Source organism: Slackia sp. CM382, assembly GCF_000293015.1.
In the GTDB taxonomy this organism is placed as follows: domain Bacteria; phylum Actinomycetota; class Coriobacteriia; order Coriobacteriales; family Eggerthellaceae; genus Slackia; species Slackia exigua.
Genome location: NZ_ALNO01000001.1, coordinates 119,327 through 138,342 on the forward strand (window position 1 = coordinate 119,327; position 19,016 = coordinate 138,342).

Genomic DNA, 19,016 nt, shown 5'->3' on the forward strand with positions numbered 1-19,016 from the left:
CCGTCGACAGAACGGATGCCGCGATGCGGACGCCTATGCGATGCGCCAGCCTATGGCGCGCTCGCGCATCCGGACGAAATCGGCATAGAGGCCCGGCGTCCCCATGAGCGCGTCATGCGTCCCCCGTTGGACGATGCGCCCATCGTCCAGCACGACGATCTGGTCGGCATGACGCACCGTCTTCAGGCGATGGGCGATCATGATGACCGTCTTGTCGTGGGTCAACGACTCGATCGCGCGCTGCAGGTCGCGTTCGTTCTCAGGGTCGACGTTGGCGGTCGCCTCGTCGAGGATGATGACGGGCGCATCCTTGAGCATCGCGCGGGCGATGGAGATGCGCTGGCGCTCGCCGCCCGACAGGCGCGCCCCGCCCTCGCCGATCATCGTGTCGTAGCCGTCCGGCAGCTCGGAGATGAACGCGTCGCAGCATGCGCGGCGCGCGGCTTCGACCACCTGCTCGTGCGTCGCGGCGGGCGACCCGAATTTGATGTTGTTCTCGATCGTGTCGTCGAACAGATACACGTTCTGGAACACCATCGAGAACTTCGCCAGAAGATCATCGAGCGCCCAGGAGCGCACGTCCTGCCCTCCGACCGTCACGCACCCGGCATCAACGTCCCAGAAGCGCGCGATAAGCTGGGAAAGCGTCGTCTTGCCCGAACCCGATGGACCGACAAGGGCGCAGGTCGTCTTCGCAGGTATGGAAAGGCTCACGTCCTTGATGACGTCGCGCCCGCCGTACGAGAACGTCACGTGGGAAAGCTCCACGTCAAGCCCTTCGGCATCGGCCTCGCCGCCGACGCGGTACGACCCTTCCGGCATCGCGGGAGTCGCGAGCATCGCGTTCACCTTATCCATCTGGATGTCTATCTGGCGCAGCAGGCTCGAGAAGAGCCCCGATATCTCGAGCTTGCTGAACACCATGAACGAGCATGCGATCAGGACCAGACATGATCCTGCATCCATGGTCCCCGAAACCCAGAACCACGAGGACATCAGGCAGACGGCCACCGACGCCGCCTTCGTCGCGAGCGCTTGCGCGATGGCGAACCGGAGGAATTTGACTTCGGTCCGGAAGTTCATGCGCTCGCACTCGTCGATCGCGCCGACGAGCCCCGCCTCGACGCGGCCGACGAGCGAGAACGAGCGCACGACGGAAATGCCCTGCAGGTAGGCGAGCACGGCGCCGACCAACGCGTTCTGGGCCACGACGCGTTCGCTCGATATCGCCTGCGCGACGCGCTGCAGGGCCGCGGATAGGGCGAGCACGGCCGCACCCGCGGCAACGCAGACCGCACCGACGCGCCAATCGAAGGCGAGCATCATGAGCGTCACGATGCCGCTGAATACGAATCCTGAAATGACCTGCATGTACACGATGCCGCCGATGTTCTGCACGTCATCGAGCGTATTCGACATCGTGGACGTGATCTCGCCCAGGCTGTTCGCATTGAAAAACCCCATGGGGAGATATCGCATGCGATCGCCTACCTGCCCGCGCTTCTCCCCGACCATCGAGTAGTTGCCGAAGCAGAAGTTCTTGCTCTTGAAGTGCGCGGAAACGAACGTCCCCGCTATGCAGACGACCATGGCCGCAAGGGCCTCCCAGGCCGTCGCCGCGGACAGCGTGCCGTTCGCCAGGGCGAAGAGCACGATGGCGAGCGCCATCATCTGCATGCCCTCGAAGAAGGAGCTGACGATCGACCACGCCATGCCGCGCTTCATCCAAGGCGAGAAGTTTCCGGCGAAGGCGAAATACTTCCTGAACGTCTTAAGCATATGGCCTCCTTACGCCGCATCCTTCGCGCTGATGTGAGCGCAGTACATGTCCGCGTAGAGCGGGCAGTTCTCCATGAGCTCGGCATGCGTGCCCCGAGCGCGCACGGCGCCGTCGTCGACCACGACGATCTCGTCGGCACCGACGATGGTGGACAGGCGATGCGCGATGACGATGAGCGTGCGGCCGGCGACGAGCCGTCCGACGGCCTCTTCGATGACCGCCTCGTTCTCGGGATCGGTGTACGCCGTGGCCTCGTCGAGGATGACGATAGGCGCATCCTTGAGCATCGCGCGGGCAATGGCTATGCGCTGGCGCTCGCCGCCCGACAGATGCCCTCCCGCGCCTCCGACGCGCGTCCGATACCCCTCGTCGAGCCCACGGATGAACTCGTCGCATCCGCTCGCCTCGGCGATTGCGACGACCTCCTCGTCGCTCGCCCCGGGACGTCCCATGCGGATGTTGTCCATGATGGTCTCGTCGAACAGATAATTATCCTGAGAAACGTAGGCGATGAGCCCTGCCTGCTGGTCGGGCGTCATATCTTCGAGCGGAACGCCGCCGATGGAGACGATGCCCGCATCGGCGTCCCAGAAGCCCGCGAGCAGACGGCCGAGCGTGGACTTCCCCGAGCCCGACGGCCCGACGAGAGCGACCATGCTTCCCGGCTCGATGCTCAGATCGATCCCATGGATGACTTCCTCGTCCCCGTAGGAGAACCGCACGCCCGCAAGCTCGATGCGGCTGCCGGAAAGATCGGCCTTCGTCATCGAGCGATGCTGATCAGGCAGGTCGAGAACCTTGGATATATCGCCGACGATGGTGCCGATCTGCGCAAGGTTGTCGGCCAGCGACATGGAGGCCATCAGCGGAGGGAAGATGCCGAGCGCGAGCACGGCGATCAGAACCAGATCGGACGATGCGAGCGATCCGTCGAGCACGAAGAAGCATCCGACGGGAAGCACCGTCACGAGCGTCGCAGGCCAGATGGAGATCGCGCCGTCCTGGAATATCTGCACCTTCGCCATCCAATCGATCGCCGAATGAGCGGCGTCATGCACGGCCTTCGCGAACTTCTCGTACGACGACGCCTCTTGCCCGAACGCCTTGATGACCTCGATGCCGTTGACGTATTCGACGGCAGTCGCGTTCATGTGCGCGTTCGCGCTCACATACGCGCCGTACATCGTCTCGTAATCCCTCATCATCCCCATATAGCACAATGCGCCTACAGGCAGCGTGGCAAGGGCGACGAGCCCCATGCGCCAATCGAGGGCGAAGATGTATCCGACGACGGCAAGAGGCACGATCAGGCCCGACGTGAGCTCGGGAACCGCGTGCGCGAGCGTCGTCTCGATGGCGTCGGCCTTCTCCACGATGACGTTCTTGAGCGTGCCCGAAGGAGTGTCGAGCACATGGCCCATCTCCACGCGCGCAAGCTTCTCGGTCAGGCGCCGGCGGATCTTGCTGATCGTCGAGAACGTCGCCTTATGGGAAATCACGGTCGAAAGGTTATGGAACACGAGATAGACCGTGTGCCCTGCCGCCGCGACGAGCGCCCATTGCACGTAGAACCCGAAATCGCGCATGCCGGAAAGCACGCCGTTAATCATGGACCCCGCCGCGAAATACGGCACGACCGACCCTGCCACGCCTATGATGGCGAGCACGACGGAAAGCGCGTAGCGGATCCTGTTCTCTTCGGACCATTCGAGCAGAAGCGCCACGGGATTCGGCCCCTTGTCCGTTGGCTTGTCTTTCACCTGGGATTTCTCTTCGTCCTTCGCCATCGCATGCGTCCTTCCCTGCTGCGCGAAAAAGTTTCCCTCGACTTACGGCACACGAGTATAACATCGTTATCTCTTACGCGAAGGAAAAGGCGGAAGATTCCCGAGGAACCTGCCGCCTTCGCGATCGCGCTCCCACGAGCGCAACCCTACGAAGAGGATCTTCCGGTCAGGATGTGCTCGAAGCCTGCATGGAAGAAATCCGCATAGACGCCGCAGCGTGCGACGGCCTCTTCGACGTCGGACACGTGCGCAGCGGCTTCGAGGAACGATTTCACTGCATATGCGGAAAGCGTGCGGATGACCTCGTCGGGCACGGCCGCATAGTCCATGCCCGCCGCCCGCATCGATTCGATGTAGCGCATCGTGCCGTCTACTTCCAGCTCCACGAAACGCTCGTGGAAATCGGCCCAGCCCGTTCCGGAGGAACACTCCTCTATCAGGCGCACCTCGTCGGGATGGCGGTGGATGAATTCGATGAGCTCGCGCCGGACGCCGCGGTCGTAGGCGACCATCTCGTCGAAGCCCTTGCGTTCAGGCGCCCGCCCCTGGAAATCGGAATCGAACGCCACGCAGCGCGAGAACAGCTCGTCTGCGAACGGACGCACGAGCGCATCGAAGAGATCCTCCTTGCTGGAGAAATACCCATAGATGGCGCCCGTGGTCATGCCGGCCGCAGACGCGATGGCGCGCATCGACGCGCCCTGGAACCCCTTTTCAAGGAATTCGGCGCGCGCCGCATCCAAGATGCGTTCCTTCGAGCTTCCGGCCGGTGCGCCGTGCGCGCCTGAACCTTTGGATTGCGTCGCGACCCTGCCCCTCGTCATGACGAACCGCCCCCTTCTGCCGCGAACATGTCCACGTATTGTAGCCGTTCGCGAAGACGCGTGGCTCGCGCGAAAACGGAGCAGCGCGCTCGCACGCGACGGACGGCTCTGGGAACGGCGCGCGCCGCGGCCGCCGTCCGTGACGAATTCGCATGGCCGAACGCGAGCGCCGAGGCGCGAAACGTCATCCTCCGGCGCAGTTCCGCGCCCGCGCTACGACCTCTTTCTGCGAGATGGCGCCTGCGCCGGGAGCACGACCTGGCAGGCGGATCCGCCCGATTCGTTGTTGAAGAACCGCGCGCGTCCGCCGTGGGCGTGCGCGATGCGCCGCACGATGACGAGCCCCAGGCCGTGCTCAGGCATATCGCGACCGGGACGCCTCTTCAAGAGCGAAAGCTCATCGGCGCCGAATCCCACGCCGTCGTCGCGGATCTCGATGATGCACCGCATGCCGATCGACGATCCGAAGATACCCGGCTTCACGCGCACGCTCGCCGCGATGGAGCAGCCGCGCGGATTATGCCTGACCGCATTGCCGACGAGGTTCGCCACCATGCGGCGCAGAAGCTTCTCGCTGCCGCGCACGACGGCGCCTTCGGCATCGGGTTCGACCGCAAGCTCGAACGCATGCGCGCCGGCCTCGACGGCCCCCATGCCGTCCGCATCGCGGGAATAGCCCGGAACATCCGCCGCGCTTTCCCGAAGCGTTTCGCCCGCAACTCGATTGCGCGCCGATGCCGCAGACGAAGCCTCCATCCGTGCCGATTCCTCGTCGTTCATCGCATCGACGACGACGCCGCGCACCACGGCCGCGATGCACACGTCGGATGCATCGACGGGCTGCATGGCGTAGCGAAGACGGTTCGCCGCATTCAGATCGGAAATGAGCGCCGACATCTCGCCCGCCTTGCCCACGATGCGCTCGGCGCGGCGGCGATCTTCGACGGACGCCCCGCGTGCATCCGCAAGCGCCGACGCCTCCGCCATCACGACCGACAAAGGCGTGCGCACATCATGCGACACGGCGGCGACCCATTCGGTGCGCGCCTCGTCGCGGCGTTTCCAGCGTCTTCGAGCGAACGCTCCGCCCACAACGACGGCGAGCACGAAATCGACGAGCGTCAGAAGCGCAAGGAATTCGAGGATGGTGCCCAGGGAGTCGACCGGAAAGGAGATCGGATACTTCCAGATCGTATCCGGCGGCGCGCCCACGACCATGATGCCATCCTCGTACACCCAGGTGGTAACCGGATAGTCATCCAAATACCATCGCGAGAACGACGCGACGTCCTGCAGGCCGTACTGCCGGTTCAAGGCATCGGGAACATTCCTCGACCAGACGACCTCGCCCGCCGCGTCGACGACCATGGCCCATTCATCCTGAGCATCGAGCGCGTCCGCGACATCGTCGGCCAGAACGTACGTCGACCCCTGGCCGCCCGTCCGATCGAGCGCGGCGGCGACCCGCTCGGCGGAAGGTTCGTCGGGGTTCAGGCCGGAAGATCCGCCGAACATCACGATCCCAGCAGCCGCCATGATGAGGTTCACGACGAGAGCGGCCATGGTCGCTACGACGGCGAAGGCGACGATGCGCCCGCTCTCACGCACGGGGATTCCGAGATTCATGCTCTTCTTCCGTCTCTTTCATCAGTCGGTATCCCAACCCGCGCACCGTGACGACCCAACGCGGATCGGAAGGGTCGTGCTCTATCTTCTCCCTCAGGCGCCGCACGAGGATCGCAAGCGCATTCGCATTGCCGAACTCGTCGCCATACACGCTGCGCGCAAGCTCGTCGGACGTGACGATGAGCCCGCGGCTGTCGGCAAGCCGCTTCAGGAGCGCATGCTCCTTCGCGGTGAGCATGGCCGCATCCCCTCCCTCGCGCCGGACCTCCCCGGTCGAGAAATCGATCGAAGCGCCGCCCAGATGCAGAGGCGGCTGGTGTTCGGGCAGGTTGTAGCTGCGGCGAAGCACGGCGGTCATGCGAAGGATGAGCTCGGCCGGCAGAAACGGCTTCGCCACGTAATCGTCGGCGCCGAGGCCCAAACCCCTCAGGCGGTTTTCGTCCTCGTCGCGCGCCGACAGGAAGAGCGCCGGCGCCGCAGATGCCGCGCGCACGCGCCGAAGCAGGTCGAACCCGTTGCCGTCGGGAAGCATCACGTCGAGCACGTAGAGCTCGGGCCGCCAGGTCGATGACGCGGCCATCGCATCGGCGACCGTTCCCGCCACATGCACATCGTGAAATCCCTCACGCGCGAGCAGGTCGGAAAGCACCGATGCAAGCGCCGGGTCGTCCTCGACCACGAGCACCCGAGCTTCATGCACGTCCCTCATGCCATACGCCTTCCATCGTCTATCGCCCGATGCGAGAACGACCGCGCCTTCTCGCTTCTCCAGTGTATGCGCTGCACGGCGGATCTCCGGTCGAAACCTCGTGGTTCCCGCAAACGAAAGGTTCATGAAAGGCTGCGGAAAGGTCTGCGAAAAACGCGCGTCCTATCCTCGAGGCATCGCGAAGGACATGAGACGAAAGGATCGAATCCATGGCAGCGAATGCGATCGTCACGCGAAACCTGACGAAAACCTACGGAACCGCACGAGTCGTTGATTCCATCGACCTCAACGTGCCTGAAGAGGCCGTCTTCGGATTCCTCGGGCCGAACGGCGCCGGGAAGACCACGACGATGAAGATGATGCTCGGGCTTGCCGCCCCGACCGAAGGCGAGGTGGAGCTGCTCGGCCGCACGATGGACCGCGCGACGCGCATAGAGACGCTGCGCGAGGTCGGATCGCTGATAGAAGTTCCCGGATGCTATGCGCACCTGACGGCACGCGAGAACCTCGACATCGTGCGGCGCCTGAAAGGCCTGCCCGCCTCGAGCATCGACGAGGCCTTGGAAACCGTCGGGCTCGATGGCGTCGGGCGCAAGCGGGCGGGACAGTTCTCGCTCGGCATGAAGCAGCGTCTCGGGCTTGCGGCCGCGCTGCTCGGACGCCCTAGGCTCGTGCTGCTCGACGAACCCACCAACGGGCTCGATCCGGCCGGCATCCACGAGATGCGAAAGCTCATCCGCAGCCTCCCGCGCACCCGAGGCGTGACCGTGCTTGTCTCGAGCCACTTGCTCTCGGAGATCGATCAGATGAGCGACCACGTCGGCATCATCGCGAAGGGCCGCATGGTCTGGCAGGGCCCCATAGGCGACCTGCGCGCGCAGGCCAAACGGACGATTGCGCTGCGCACCACCGACGACGACCGCGCCATACAGGTGGTTCCGGGGCTTTCCTACGACGGCGATTGGCTCGTATCCACGCGTGCCGACGATGCCTGGTGCGCCCGCGCCTCCCTTGCGCTCGCCCAGGCGGGCATCGGCGTCATCCGCATGGAGGAGCATGCCGACGCGCTCGAAGACATCTTCCTGCGCCTGACCGGAAGCGAGGCGTAGACGCCATGACCGCATTGAGATTGGAATTCGCCAAACTGCGCCGCAAGCATATCTGGCTCATCGCCTTCGCCTGCATGGCCGCCGCGCTGCTCTGGGTCGGTTCGACGGCCGCGCACGACGGTATCGGCGCGGAGAACGGGGCGCGCTCGGCGTTCTTCGGCGCGCCGTTCGTGAACGCCATGATCCTCACGGTGCTCGCGACGGTGGTGACTTCGCGCGTCTGCGACGTCGACCACGAGGCGAGGGCTTGGAACCAGCTCCTATGCCACGAGCGCGCATCCCAGGCCTACCTGGCCAAGTTCGCCTGCATCGCGATCGTGCTGTTCGCCGCCGCCGCGCTTGAGACGGCAGGCATCGGGGCGCTTGTGCATGCGTTCGCCTTTCCCGATATCCCCGGCGCATCGGAATTCGCCGCGCTCTTCGTCGCGCAGTACGTCCCTGCGCTCGGCGTGGCGGCCCTGACCGAATTCATCGCGCTCAAGTGGGAAAACCAGTTCATCACGCTTTCGGTCGGATTGCTGCTCGCGCTCGCGGGGCTCTTCGGGCTCTATCTGCCCGCCCCCTTCCCCCTGCTGATTCCAAGCGGGTATTTCGGAACGCTGTCGACCGTCGCCATGGACTGGAACCGCGATGCTGAGGTCTTGACCTTCTATTTCGTACCCTTCGCCTGGCATTACCTCGGCATCCTCGCCGGCATGACCGCGGCCACGCTTGCAGGAGCTGCCGCCTGGTTCGCGAGAAAGGACCTTTAGATGAACGCACCGTCGACGAATCCGCACGCGATGCACGTGCACGCAGAGGCGAACGCCGTCTTGCAGGGACATGATCCCGAAAACGATCGAGGGGCGCGCGTATCCTCCACTCCCGTCGCCGCCGAGCTCGAGAAACTGAAACATGCGCCCATTTGGATCGCCTATATCGCTCTTCCCCTGCTCGCCGCCGCCATCGGCACCTTCAACTACCAGAACAACCTTGAAATGCTCACGCCCGGCTGGGAGAACCTCTGGACGCAGCACACCCTGTTCAGCTTCGTATTCTTCCTGCCGGCGCTCATCGGCGTGGGAAGCTCGTGGCTCATGAGGATCGAGCATACGGGCGGGAATTGGAACCAGCTCGCAGCCCAGCCCGTAGCCGCCTGGCGCATCGCGCTCGGCAAGGTTGTCGTCGGCATGGCGATGCTGGCGATAGGGCTCGTCGCGACCGGAGCGTATTTCGTCATGGCGGGAAAGGCGATCGGCATCGACGGCATGCCGGGACCTGAATACCTGGGATACCTGGCGTGCACATGGGTCGGCGGAGGCGCGGTCGTCGCGGTGCAGCTCGTGGTGTCGCTCGTGATCCGCAATTTCGCGCTTCCCGTCGGCATCGCGCTCGCCGGCGGCATAACGGGCCTCCTCGTCAAATTCAAGGTGAAGGCGTTCGCGATCGCGTTTCCCTATTCCCTGCCGCAGATAGCCTCGAACAGCACCGGCGGCGGAGGGCTTGCCGGCGCGGAGCTGGCGGCGTTCTTCATCTCCTGCATCGCGTTCGCCGCGATCGCGGTCGTCGCATTCTCGCTCATCGTCGAGCGAAACGACGTGAAGGCCGGCAGCTAGCCGCTGCGCGCCGCTGATGGCGGGAGCTATCGTCCGATGGGCTTTCGGCTTTCGACGCGCCGCTGCGCGAGGAGGACGGCGTCGCATCGCCGCTCGGCGGGCTTTTCTCCGTCGCCCCATTCGACGAAACTATAGGGACGCCCCCGCATACGAGAGGAGGACGGCGAACCGTCCTCCTCTCGTTCTCACGTATGAACGTCCCCTCGCGAAACGCTAGAACGACCCTACACCTCGGCGTAGAGGTCCTTGAGCTTGGCCAGATGCTGCCAGCGCGCCATGGCGTCCGCCTCGTTGCGGTCGAAGAGCTCTTGGGCGCGATCGGGGAACTCGCGCGTCAGGCGGCTGTAGCGCGCCTCGTTCATCAGGAATTCCTGGTAGCCGCCCTTCGGCTCCTTGGAGTCGAGCGTGAACTTCTTGCCCACGGGAGCCGCCGGATTGAAGCGGTACAGGTTCCAATAGCCGCAGTCCACCGCACGCTTCATCTCTTCCTGGGCGTTCTTCATGCCGCCTTTGATGGAGTGCATCTCGCACGGCGAGTAGCCGATGATCAGCGACGGACCGGGATACGCCTCGGCCTCGGTGATGGCCTTGATGGTCTGGGCGGGCTTGGCGCCCATGGCCACCTGCGCGACGTAGACGTAGCCGTAGGCCATCGCGATTTCAGCCAGGCTCTTCTTCTTGATGTCCTTGCCGGCTGCAGCGAACTGGGCCACCTGGCCGATGTTCGATGCCTTGGAGGCCTGGCCGCCGGTATTGGAATAGACTTCGGTGTCGAAGACGAAGATGTTGACGTCCTCGCCCGATGCGAGCACGTGGTCGAGTCCGCCGTAGCCGATATCGTAGGCCCAGCCGTCGCCGCCGAAGATCCAGACCGACTTCTTGGTCAGGAAGTCCTTGTGGCCGAGGATGGCCATCGCGTCGAGCACGTGCGCGCCGCCGCGTTCGACCTCGGCTTCGAGCTCGGCAATGTATGCCGCCGACGTCTCCTTGCTGGCCTCGGCATCGTCGCGCGCATCGAGCCACGCCTGCGCCGCCGCCTTAAGGGATTCGGAGGCCAGAGCGGATGCGAGAATGGCCTGCGTACGTTCGACCTGGCCGTTACGCACGGCCTCATGGCCGAGCAGCATGCCCATGCCGAATTCGGCGTTGTCTTCGAACAGGGAGTTGCACCATGCCGGGCCGCGGCCGTCGGCATCGGTCGTGTACGGCGAGGTCGCCGCCGGATTTCCCCAGATGGACGAGCAGCCGGTGGAGTTCGCAACATACATGCGGTCGCCGTAGAGCTGGGTCACGAGACGCGCGTACGATGTCTCGGCGCAGCCGGCGCACGCACCGGAGAATTCAAGCAGCGGCTTTCTGAACTGGCTGTCCTTGATGCCCATGCCCTCGAACTCGGGCTTGCGCGACACCTTGTCCACGCAGTAGTCGAAGGCGTTCTGCTTGGGCGTCTCCACCGCGATAGGCGACATGGAAAGGGAGTTCGTGGGGCACTGGTGCACGCAGACCTCGCAGCCCATGCAGTCGAGCGGCGAGACGACGAGCGTGTACTTCATGCCGCGCATCTTGCCGCCCTTGGCATCGATCGCGGTGACGGTATCGGGTGCCGCATCCGCCTCCTCGTCGGTGAGGAGGAACGGACGGATCGTGGCGTGCGGGCAGACGTACGAGCACATGTTGCACTGGGTGCAGGTGGATGCATCCCATGTCGGCACGTTCACGGCCACGCCGCGCTTCTCATAGGCGGCGGCGCCGGTTTCGAACTGGCCGTCGACATGGTTCATGAAGGCGGAGACCGGCAGGCTGTCGCCGTTCATGAGGCCGATGGGCTCCATGATCTCGGTCACCATCTTCACGAGCTCGGGGCGTCCGGCATGCGCGGAACCTGCAGGCTCGTCCGTCGCGTCGGCCCAGGAGGCGGGCACGTCGATCTTGCGATACGCGGTGGCGCCCGCATCGATCGCGCGATGGTTCATGTCGACGACGTCCTGGCCCTTCTTCAGATACGACTTCGTGGCCGCGTCCTTCATGTAGCGGATCGCATCTTCGGCGGGCAGGACCTTCGCCAGCGAAAAAAATGCCGACTGAAGGATGGTGTTGGTGCGCTTGCCCATGCCGATCTCGATCGCAAGGTCGATCGCGTTGATCGTGTAGAGTTGGATGCCGTTGCGTGCGATATAGCGCTTGGCCTCGGCATTCAGGTGATGCTCGAGCTCTTCGGGCGTCCACTGGCAGTTGATCATGAACACGCCGCCGGGCTTGACGTCCTGCACCATCTTGAAGCCCTTCGTGACGTACGAAGGATTATGGCAGGCCACGAAGTCGGCCTTGTTGATGTAGTAGGAGCTGCGGATCGGGGAATCGCCGAAGCGCAGATGGCTGATCGTCACGCCGCCGGTCTTCTTCGAGTCGTACTGGAAGTAGGCTTGGACGTATTTGTCGGTATGGTCGCCGATGATCTTGACGGAGTTCTTGTTCGCACCGACCGTGCCGTCGCCGCCGAGACCCCAGAACTTGCTCTCGATGGTGTCGGGGGCCGCGGTGTTGGGGGCCGCGGGATCCTCGGGAAGCGACAGGTTCGTCACGTCGTCGACGATGCCGACCGTGAACTCGCGCTTCGGCGCGTCCTTCTTGAGCTCTTCGAAGATGGCGAAGACCGATGCGGGCGGGGTGTCCTTGGAACCCAGGCCGTAGCGGCCGCCGACGATGGTGATCCCTGCGCGTCCGATCTCATGGAGGCCGCAGACGACGTCCAAGTACAGAGGCTCGCCGACGCTGCCAGGCTCCTTGGTACGGTCCATGACGGCGACCTTGGTGACCGTCTCGGGGATGGCGGCGGCCAGTTTCTCGGGCACGAACGGGCGATACAGGCGGACCTTCACCAGACCGACCTTCTCGCCGTGCGCGTTCAGGTAATCGACGACCTCTTCGGCCACGTCGCAGATGGAGCCCATGGCCACGATGACGCGGTCGGCGTCCGGCGCGCCATAGTAGTTGAAGAGGTCGTAGTTCGTGCCGATCTTGTCGTTGACCTGCTGCATGCAGCTCTCGACGATCGCCGGGAGCGCGTCGTAGTGGCCGTTGCAGGACTCGCGATGCTGGAAGAAGATGTCGCCGTTCTCGTGCGAGCCGCGCATGGCCGGATGCTCCGGGTTGAGCGCATGGTCGCGGAACGCCTGGACGGCATCCATGTCGCACATATCGGCGAGGTCTTCGTAGTCCCATGCGGCGATCTTCTGCACCTCATGCGAGGTGCGGAAGCCGTCGAAGAAGTTCAGGAACGGGACGCCGCCCTTGATCGCCGCGAGATGCGCGACGGCGGCGAGATCCATGACCTCCTGGACGTTGCCTTCGGCCAGCATGCCGAAACCGGTCTGGCGGCACGACATGACGTCGGAGTGGTCGCCGAAGATGTTCAGGGCCTGCGTGGCCACGGTACGGGCGCTTACATGGAAAACGGCCGGAAGCTGCTCGGCCGCGATCTTATACATATTCGGAATCATGAGGAGCAGGCCCTGGGACGCCGTGTAGGTGGTGGTCAGCGCGCCTGCGGAAAGAGAGCCGTGCACGGTGCCCGCCGCACCGCCCTCGGATTCCATCTCGGCGACCCTGACCGTGGTGCCAAAGATGTTCTTGCGGCCCTGCGCCGACCACTGGTCGACGAAGTCCGCCATGGGGCTCGACGGGGTGATCGGGTAGATGCCCGCCACCTCGGTGAACGCATAGGACACATGCGCCGCCGCCGTGTTGCCGTCCATGGATTTGAAAGCTCTGGTCATACGAGAATTCCCCTTCTTCGCTCTGTACGTCGCGAGTATTAACGCGACCAGATGAACGCGCATCCGCGAACCAAGCGCGGGCGCGAAACTTCTCATAGAAGCGCCGTCCATCATATCGAGCGAGCGGGCGCATGCGGGACGAAGGACGACGGCCCTTGCGCAAGCTTTCGGCAAGCGGAAGTCGTCCCAGGTGAAGAATTCGACGCTTCATCTCGGGAACACAATGCGCACATGGCTTGCGCATACGCGCTCTGTCGTGGGATCCGATAAAAGGATGCGGCAGAAGGCTTGGAAGGAAAAAGACGGCATACGTTGCCGCAGCAACGCATGAGCCGACGGACGTGTGCTAGGTTCTTCGCAAAGCCCTACGAACGAAAGGAGACGCCATGCGCTGCATCCACGGCAACCCGAAGGCTGAGCTCTGGGAGAACCTCGTCGAGGAAGAACGCCTCACGGTGACCCACCTCGTGATCCCTGCCGGCCAGGATATTCCTGAGCACTTCGCGAAAGCCGACGTCATCGTCGTGCCCGTGAAGGGCAAGGTCGATTTCATCGACACGGCGGCCGGAACGAGCGAGCCGATCGAGCCCGGCGACATCGTCAAGATGATTCCCGGCGAGCACCATGCGCTCCACGCGATCGAAGACGCCGAGCTCATGGTCGTGAAATCCCAGCTGAAATAAGACTTGCTGCATACACGCGCGGAGAAGCGCACCGGGAAGCAAGCCATAGAGAAGCCGTGCAGAACCGCTCCTCGAGCACATGGACGCGCATGCGAAAAAGCCGACTGGACGAAGCGCTGGCCGATATACCGCCGACAATTCGTCCATTATGCGCAGAAAGAGACGGGTCGGAACGCCTTCCGACCCGTCTCGTGCATCTGCATGCATGCGCGAACATGTACCGCCCTCGCGCACATATCATCCATGGCGGGCGTATCGGTTGCCAATAGGTTCGGACACACCTGCCCGCATGCATGCATCCATGCGACACGAACCTATGCGTCGGCCTTGCCGTCGGCGGCCATGATGCCGCCGGCCGCCATGTAGCCGCCGACGAACGCAAGGCCAAGATCGGCATACATGCCGGTCAGAGGCTTACCGGCGGCGTTGCCGTCGCCCGCCGAGCCGCCGGCCGTATGCCAGCCCGCATAAAGGCCCTCGATGGCCGACCCGTTCTTGGCAAGGACCTGCATCGAGGAATTCACGCGCAGGCCGCACTTCGACCCGAACACGTGGCCGCCCAGCTTCGATCCGTAGTAGGGCGGCTCGTCGATCTTGATCAGCCACTCAGGCGGATACTTATACGATGCCGCATAGTCCTCGCCGGCGTCGCAGGCGTCGTTCCACTTCTTCACCGCGCCCACGAGCGTGCCCGCCGTCAGGCCGAGCGCCGCCTCGAGCTCCTCGATCGTATCGGCCTTCACGATGGCGCCTGCATCCACCATGGCATTGAAACCGGTATGCCAGTCGCGCAGAGCCTCGGGCACGCGGTCGATGAAAGGATCGTCCGGCGCGACGATCTTCGCTTTGCGGCAGATGACCTGACCGAAGAAGTTATCGGTCACGAGCTGGTCGTATTTGGAGTCGAAGCAGACGAAGGTCTTGCCGCCGGGCTGAGCCATCTCGATGCCGGCCGTGTCGCACAGGCCCGCCGACGACGGCGGGGCGTCGGTCACGTACGGGAAGCTGCGCGCGGAGGTGGAGATATAGGGCACGCGGTCGCCGTAGACATTGATGCGCAGCCACGGCTGGCGCAGCGCCTGGTTGCCGTCCTTGTTGATATGGCAATCCATCTGCGTGTCGAATTCCTCGTAGTCGCGCCACCACACGCCGCCGTCGAACGCGCCTGTGGAGTCGTAGCCGGCCAGATCGGCGCCGACGCCCTGGCCCATGCGGATGCACTCGCCCGTGCCGTTCGGAGGCGTGGCGATATTCGCGATGCCCCTGAGGCAGGTGGCGGAGTATTTGGCCATCATCGCGCGATTGACCTCCATGCCGCCCGCCGTGAGCACGACGGCCCGCGCGGCGCCGACGAACGACTGCTCATCGCCCTTGGCCACGCGTACGCCGACCACCCGCGCGCCATCGTAGACGAGCGCATCGATCGGAGAGCTCACGCGGATATCGACCCCGGCGGCCTTCGCCGTCTCCGCAAGCTCCTGCAAGGGAACGAGGTTCACGTTGATGCCGTTGGTTTCGGTCGCCATGCCTTCCCACTGAAGCAGGCCGTTTCCTGCAGGCGACGGATTCATCGGCACCCACTTGGCGCCGGCCTTCTCGTTCATCCAGTCGATGCACTTCGGGCCTTCGACCGCCATCGCGCGCATGAGTTCGGGATCGCCCGTCATCTGCTGGCAGTCGAGCATGAACTCGACGATGTTGTCGACGTCGTAGGGATAGCTCGGGTACGCCCACTGCGCGACTTCGGCCTGGGAATGCCCGCCGAAGTTGGAAAACACCGACGAATGCTGCGAGTTGCCGCCGGTCTCGGGATTGCGCTCGAGCATGACGACGGAATATCCGGCCTGCGCAAGGCGGATGGATGCGTTCATGCCGCCCGCGCCCGATCCGACGACCACGATATCGAATTCCTCATCCCAGCTGGCAGGCGGTTCGACGGGATCTATCGGAGCAGCGGCGGCCTCGAACGCCGCGCGTGCGTCCGCCGCTTCGTCCGATGCGGACGAGACGGACGTGCCCGCCGCGCATCCCGCAAGTCCGGCAAGCACGCCGGCACCGCCTACGAGCGCGGCGCCCTTGACGAAATTCCTGCGATCCATATCCATGGGTCCCTCCTTGTTCTTGCATGCCGGCGCCTCCCTTTGGCGCCGACGCTCCCACCATGCAATGCTAGGGATGCTGAACAGGACGTATGATGTAGACGCTTTTCGAGACGTGACGTAAAATCAGCTTCGACGCAGGAATTTTCGAACAAGGCGCAGGTTTTTTCGCACGCCTTGCAGGAGGACGTATGAACACGCAGCACCTCGAGGAGTTCCTCATCCTCGCTCGCGAGCTGAACTGCACGATCGCCGCCCAACAGGCGTTCGTCGCGCGCGCCACCCTCATCGAGCACATGGGCGAGCTCGAATCGGAGCTCGGATGCCGCCTCTTCGCGCGCAACGAGGGACGGTACCGCCTCACGCCGATAGGACGACGATTCGTGCGCACGGCATCGGGCATGCTCGAAAACGTCAAGACCGTATGCGACGAATACCGCGACCTCGCCGGCAACTTCCTTTCGGTGCGCATCGCCGCGACCAACCTGCCATGGCTCGAGACGCTCGTGCATCGCGCTCGCAAGGCTCTCGCTGCCGAGAATCCGCGCATCGTCGTCGAGATCACGCCCATGCCCGGCGCATCGAGCACACTCGAAGCGCTGTCCGACGACGACAACGACATCGTGGTCTGCGGCCGCAAGCATTGGGACGGAGACGTGACGAGCGAATCCATCCCCTGCGGGTTCGACGGCTTCAAGATCAGCGAGGAGACGATCGAGCTTTGGGTGACCGAAGGCAATCCCCTCTTCGAACGCGCATGCATACGGGCGCGAGATCTGGACGGATGCACTATCCTGCTTCCGCCCGACATCTACGCCGGATACGTGCGCGACGGCGTGGCCGACCGATTCGCCGAACGCGGAGCGCACGTCACGCTCAGGTCCATGCCGCCGGGCGATCACTTCGATTATTTCGCCAACGGATTCGACGCCGACGTACGCGTGGTGCCGACGACGCTCAAACCGCGGTTCGGACTCGACCGACGCGAGGAATGCCGCACGTTCAATCTGGTCGATCTCCCGTTCGTAACCGATTTCTACGCGATCTACCGCTCGGCGCTTCTCAACGATCCCCTCGCTCGGAAGCTCGTCGAGACGATGCGGTCGCTGGCGCAGGAAGACGACCGGAAACGGCGGGCGCGCGCCTCCGCATAAGCCCGACAGGCCGCATATCGGGCGTTGAGCATAATGAAGCGTCCGGTATGCCGGGACATCGACGATTGCGGAATATGGGCGGCATGCGACAGGTCCCGGCGAATTCCCGCGTGCGTTCTCGCCTATAATCAACGGAACGAAACCTCGATCAAGGAGCGGCGCATGAAGAAGAGCATCATCATCGACGAATCGTTCTGGAACATCTTCCCCGATGCGAGCATCGCCTATGCCATCGTCCGCAATTTCAAGGCAGACGGCGACGTCCCGGATAGCGAGCGGGCGGAAATCGCCGCGCTGCTCAAAGAAGCGAACGAAATCGCCAACGGCAACCTCGTCAGCAGCACCATCTCGCAGAACCCCTGCGTCGCCGTCTGGCGCGACGCCTACACCAAGTTCAAGAAGAAGAAGGGTGCGCGCTGCAGCATGGAGAACCTCATGAAGCGCACGCTCAACGGCAACCCGGTCGGCAGCATCGCCCCGACGGTCGATATCTCAAACGCCATCTCCCTCAAGTACGCCTTTCCCGTCGGCCAGGAAGACCTCGACAGCATCGCCGAGGCATTGCACCTGGGCGTGAGCGAAGAACCGCTCCCCTTCCTTCCCATAGGCGAAGACCGCGAAGAGCCGTCGCTTTCCGGCGAGATGCTCTATTACGATGCCGAAGGCGCCGTATGCCGCTGCATGAACTGGCGCGACGGCCAACGCACCGCCGTCACCGACGGCACCCGCGCGGCGACGCTCTGCATGGAGAACATCGAGTCCGATCGCATCGGCGATCTTCAAGCCGCGCTCGACGAATACTGCATGCTTGCCAAGAAATACCTGGGCGCCGACATCGTCGTCGCCGGCGTCCTCACCAAGGACGACCCGGCGATCGAATTCGACTACTAGACCGGTCGCTATAAGCGGCCGCCATGCATCTGCCCACGCGAAAAACGGGAAACGAAAACCTCCGAAACGGAAGGCGCAACCGAATCCGCGTCGGATCGAGCATGCCGACCCATTACGCGCCCTCGAAAAGACAGGCCCTCGCCGGCAGCGAAGCATAATTGAGCGAATAGAGGAAAGACGTGATGCGGGAATAGAAATCCCCTGGCCCGCGGACCGGCGATTATGGAGATGCTCGAAGACCCGCATGAACGTTTCTTGTACGGCATTCGGCGGTTACGTGAATGTCAGGGCCGTACGCCCGGGACGAGTATCCTAGCACCTGTTCGAGATTGACGCGAAGGCACCGTGTTCGAGAAGCCGCACCGTACGGAACGATACCTTCCGAAGCGCGGCCGTCGTGACTATCGAGACGCTCGGATGGAAGCGGCGATCCGTGCCGCGCGAAACGATCGAAAGGACTGATTCCTCCATGACGCAGCAGTCGCATGCCGAACGCGACAAAACGATGATCGGAAAGGCGGCCGCACGCTTCCTTCCCAGCCGCACGGATGCGCGCAAGAAAACGCGGCGCGGTGCGCTCATCGCCCTTCAGCTCGTGCTGCTCGTCGGAATCTACGAAGCCGGATGCCTCGTCGCGAAGGCGCTGCCCATAGACCTGCCCGGCAATATCGTCGGCATGGCGCTCCTGCTCACGCTTTTGGCGACGCGTGTGCTCAAGCACAAGCACGTCGGCGCTGCCTGCGATTACCTGATCGACAACATGTCGATCTTCTTCATCCCCGCCGGAGTCGGCATCATGGGATGTTTCAGCATGCTCGAGGATCAGGCGCTCAAGTTCGCCTTCGTCTGCGTGGCCACCACGATCATCGTGTTTCTGGCCACGAGCTACACCGTCATTGCCGTCCAGCGCCTGATGGAACGCCGCGCCCGCCGCGCCGTCCGCACGCCCGACGGCACCGGCCTTGAGATCGAGGCGTAAGACC

14 protein-coding genes are annotated in these 19,016 nt (G+C 63.8%); 7 read left to right on the forward strand and 7 right to left on the reverse strand.

Annotation, left to right across the window (positions count from 1 at the left end; all coding sequences use genetic code 11):
• Positions 1-33: 33 nt before the first annotated feature.
• The 5 genes from HMPREF1155_RS00545 to HMPREF1155_RS00570 form a co-directional block, all read right to left on the reverse strand.
• Positions 34-1,779, reverse strand: a complete 1,746-nt coding sequence (locus tag HMPREF1155_RS00545) for an ABC transporter ATP-binding protein (protein ID WP_009076034.1) — start codon at positions 1,777-1,779, stop codon at positions 34-36.
• A gap of 9 nt (positions 1,780-1,788) precedes the next feature.
• The gene (locus HMPREF1155_RS00550) at positions 1,789-3,567 is read right to left on the reverse strand and encodes an ABC transporter ATP-binding protein (protein WP_009076445.1); all 1,779 of its coding nucleotides are present in this window, start codon (positions 3,565-3,567) and stop codon (positions 1,789-1,791) included.
• 146 nt (positions 3,568-3,713) lie between these two features.
• Positions 3,714-4,391 carry a TetR/AcrR family transcriptional regulator gene (locus HMPREF1155_RS00555; protein WP_009076094.1) on the reverse strand — a complete coding sequence of 226 codons (678 nt, stop codon included), beginning with the start codon at positions 4,389-4,391 and terminating at the stop codon, positions 3,714-3,716.
• A gap of 213 nt (positions 4,392-4,604) precedes the next feature.
• Positions 4,605-6,017, reverse strand: coding sequence for a sensor histidine kinase KdpD (locus tag HMPREF1155_RS00565; RefSeq protein WP_009076215.1), 1,413 nt, complete (start codon positions 6,015-6,017; stop codon positions 4,605-4,607).
• Positions 5,992-6,726, reverse strand: coding sequence for a response regulator transcription factor (locus HMPREF1155_RS00570; protein ID WP_238319027.1), 735 nt, complete (start codon positions 6,724-6,726; stop codon positions 5,992-5,994). The genes HMPREF1155_RS00565 and HMPREF1155_RS00570 overlap by 26 nt, the downstream gene beginning before the upstream one ends.
• A gap of 209 nt (positions 6,727-6,935) precedes the next feature.
• Here HMPREF1155_RS00570 and HMPREF1155_RS00575 point away from each other — a divergent pair, with 209 nt between their 5' ends.
• Genes HMPREF1155_RS00575 through HMPREF1155_RS00585 form a run of 3 tightly spaced genes read left to right on the forward strand, consistent with a single transcriptional unit; the run spans position 6,936 to position 9,430 of the window.
• On the forward strand, positions 6,936-7,835 hold the full coding sequence (locus HMPREF1155_RS00575; protein ID WP_009076160.1) for an ATP-binding cassette domain-containing protein: 900 nt from the start codon (positions 6,936-6,938) through the stop codon (positions 7,833-7,835).
• A 5-nt stretch (positions 7,836-7,840) separates the two neighbouring features.
• Positions 7,841-8,587 (forward strand): ABC transporter permease, encoded by a 747-nt coding sequence (locus HMPREF1155_RS00580; RefSeq protein ID WP_009076253.1) that lies wholly within the window; start codon positions 7,841-7,843, stop codon positions 8,585-8,587.
• On the forward strand, positions 8,588-9,430 hold the full coding sequence (locus tag HMPREF1155_RS00585) for an ABC transporter permease (protein WP_009076408.1): 843 nt from the start codon (positions 8,588-8,590) through the stop codon (positions 9,428-9,430). It abuts the gene before it with no gap.
• Between the two features lie 224 nt (positions 9,431-9,654).
• Here HMPREF1155_RS00585 and nifJ read toward each other — a convergent pair whose 3' ends face one another.
• On the reverse strand, positions 9,655-13,206 hold the full coding sequence (gene nifJ, locus HMPREF1155_RS00590) for a pyruvate:ferredoxin (flavodoxin) oxidoreductase (protein WP_009076561.1): 3,552 nt from the start codon (positions 13,204-13,206) through the stop codon (positions 9,655-9,657).
• Positions 13,207-13,592: 386 nt separating this feature from the next.
• Here nifJ and HMPREF1155_RS00595 point away from each other — a divergent pair, with 386 nt between their 5' ends.
• Positions 13,593-13,889, forward strand: a complete 297-nt coding sequence (locus tag HMPREF1155_RS00595; protein ID WP_009076197.1) for a cupin — start codon at positions 13,593-13,595, stop codon at positions 13,887-13,889.
• Positions 13,890-14,203: 314 nt separating this feature from the next.
• Here the strand turns inward: HMPREF1155_RS00595 and HMPREF1155_RS00600 are convergent, their stop codons facing one another.
• Positions 14,204-15,994, reverse strand: a complete 1,791-nt coding sequence (locus HMPREF1155_RS00600) for an FAD-dependent oxidoreductase (protein ID WP_009075981.1) — start codon at positions 15,992-15,994, stop codon at positions 14,204-14,206.
• A 185-nt stretch (positions 15,995-16,179) separates the two neighbouring features.
• Here HMPREF1155_RS00600 and HMPREF1155_RS00605 point away from each other — a divergent pair, with 185 nt between their 5' ends.
• From HMPREF1155_RS00605 to HMPREF1155_RS00615, 3 genes are all read left to right on the forward strand, one after another.
• Positions 16,180-17,142 (forward strand): LysR family transcriptional regulator, encoded by a 963-nt coding sequence (locus HMPREF1155_RS00605; protein ID WP_009076141.1) that lies wholly within the window; start codon positions 16,180-16,182, stop codon positions 17,140-17,142.
• A gap of 162 nt (positions 17,143-17,304) precedes the next feature.
• Complete coding sequence (locus tag HMPREF1155_RS00610; RefSeq protein WP_009076350.1) at positions 17,305-18,033, forward strand: B3/4 domain-containing protein; 729 nt, start codon at positions 17,305-17,307, stop codon at positions 18,031-18,033.
• A gap of 469 nt (positions 18,034-18,502) precedes the next feature.
• Positions 18,503-19,012, forward strand: a complete 510-nt coding sequence (locus HMPREF1155_RS00615) for a CidA/LrgA family protein (RefSeq protein ID WP_039993114.1) — start codon at positions 18,503-18,505, stop codon at positions 19,010-19,012.
• The last annotated feature ends 4 nt before the right edge of the window (positions 19,013-19,016 follow it).

What these genes read in the sequence shown, in the direction of transcription:
- HMPREF1155_RS00545 (WP_009076034.1), bottom strand. Translation starts at nt 1,779, where the DNA reads ATGCTTAAGACGTTCAGGAAGTATTTCGCCTTCGCCGGAAACTTCTCG.
- HMPREF1155_RS00550 (WP_009076445.1), bottom strand. Translation starts at nt 3,567, where the DNA reads ATGGCGAAGGACGAAGAGAAATCCCAGGTGAAAGACAAGCCAACGGAC.
- HMPREF1155_RS00555 (WP_009076094.1), bottom strand. Translation starts at nt 4,391, where the DNA reads ATGACGAGGGGCAGGGTCGCGACGCAATCCAAAGGTTCAGGCGCGCAC.
- HMPREF1155_RS00565 (WP_009076215.1), bottom strand. Translation starts at nt 6,017, where the DNA reads ATGAATCTCGGAATCCCCGTGCGTGAGAGCGGGCGCATCGTCGCCTTC.
- HMPREF1155_RS00570 (WP_238319027.1), bottom strand. Translation starts at nt 6,726, where the DNA reads ATGAGGGACGTGCATGAAGCTCGGGTGCTCGTGGTCGAGGACGACCCG.
- HMPREF1155_RS00575 (WP_009076160.1), top strand. Translation starts at nt 6,936, where the DNA reads ATGGCAGCGAATGCGATCGTCACGCGAAACCTGACGAAAACCTACGGA.
- HMPREF1155_RS00580 (WP_009076253.1), top strand. Translation starts at nt 7,841, where the DNA reads ATGACCGCATTGAGATTGGAATTCGCCAAACTGCGCCGCAAGCATATC.
- HMPREF1155_RS00585 (WP_009076408.1), top strand. Translation starts at nt 8,588, where the DNA reads ATGAACGCACCGTCGACGAATCCGCACGCGATGCACGTGCACGCAGAG.
- nifJ (WP_009076561.1), bottom strand. Translation starts at nt 13,206, where the DNA reads ATGACCAGAGCTTTCAAATCCATGGACGGCAACACGGCGGCGGCGCAT.
- HMPREF1155_RS00595 (WP_009076197.1), top strand. Translation starts at nt 13,593, where the DNA reads ATGCGCTGCATCCACGGCAACCCGAAGGCTGAGCTCTGGGAGAACCTC.
- HMPREF1155_RS00600 (WP_009075981.1), bottom strand. Translation starts at nt 15,994, where the DNA reads ATGGATATGGATCGCAGGAATTTCGTCAAGGGCGCCGCGCTCGTAGGC.
- HMPREF1155_RS00605 (WP_009076141.1), top strand. Translation starts at nt 16,180, where the DNA reads ATGAACACGCAGCACCTCGAGGAGTTCCTCATCCTCGCTCGCGAGCTG.
- HMPREF1155_RS00610 (WP_009076350.1), top strand. Translation starts at nt 17,305, where the DNA reads ATGAAGAAGAGCATCATCATCGACGAATCGTTCTGGAACATCTTCCCC.
- HMPREF1155_RS00615 (WP_039993114.1), top strand. Translation starts at nt 18,503, where the DNA reads ATGACGCAGCAGTCGCATGCCGAACGCGACAAAACGATGATCGGAAAG.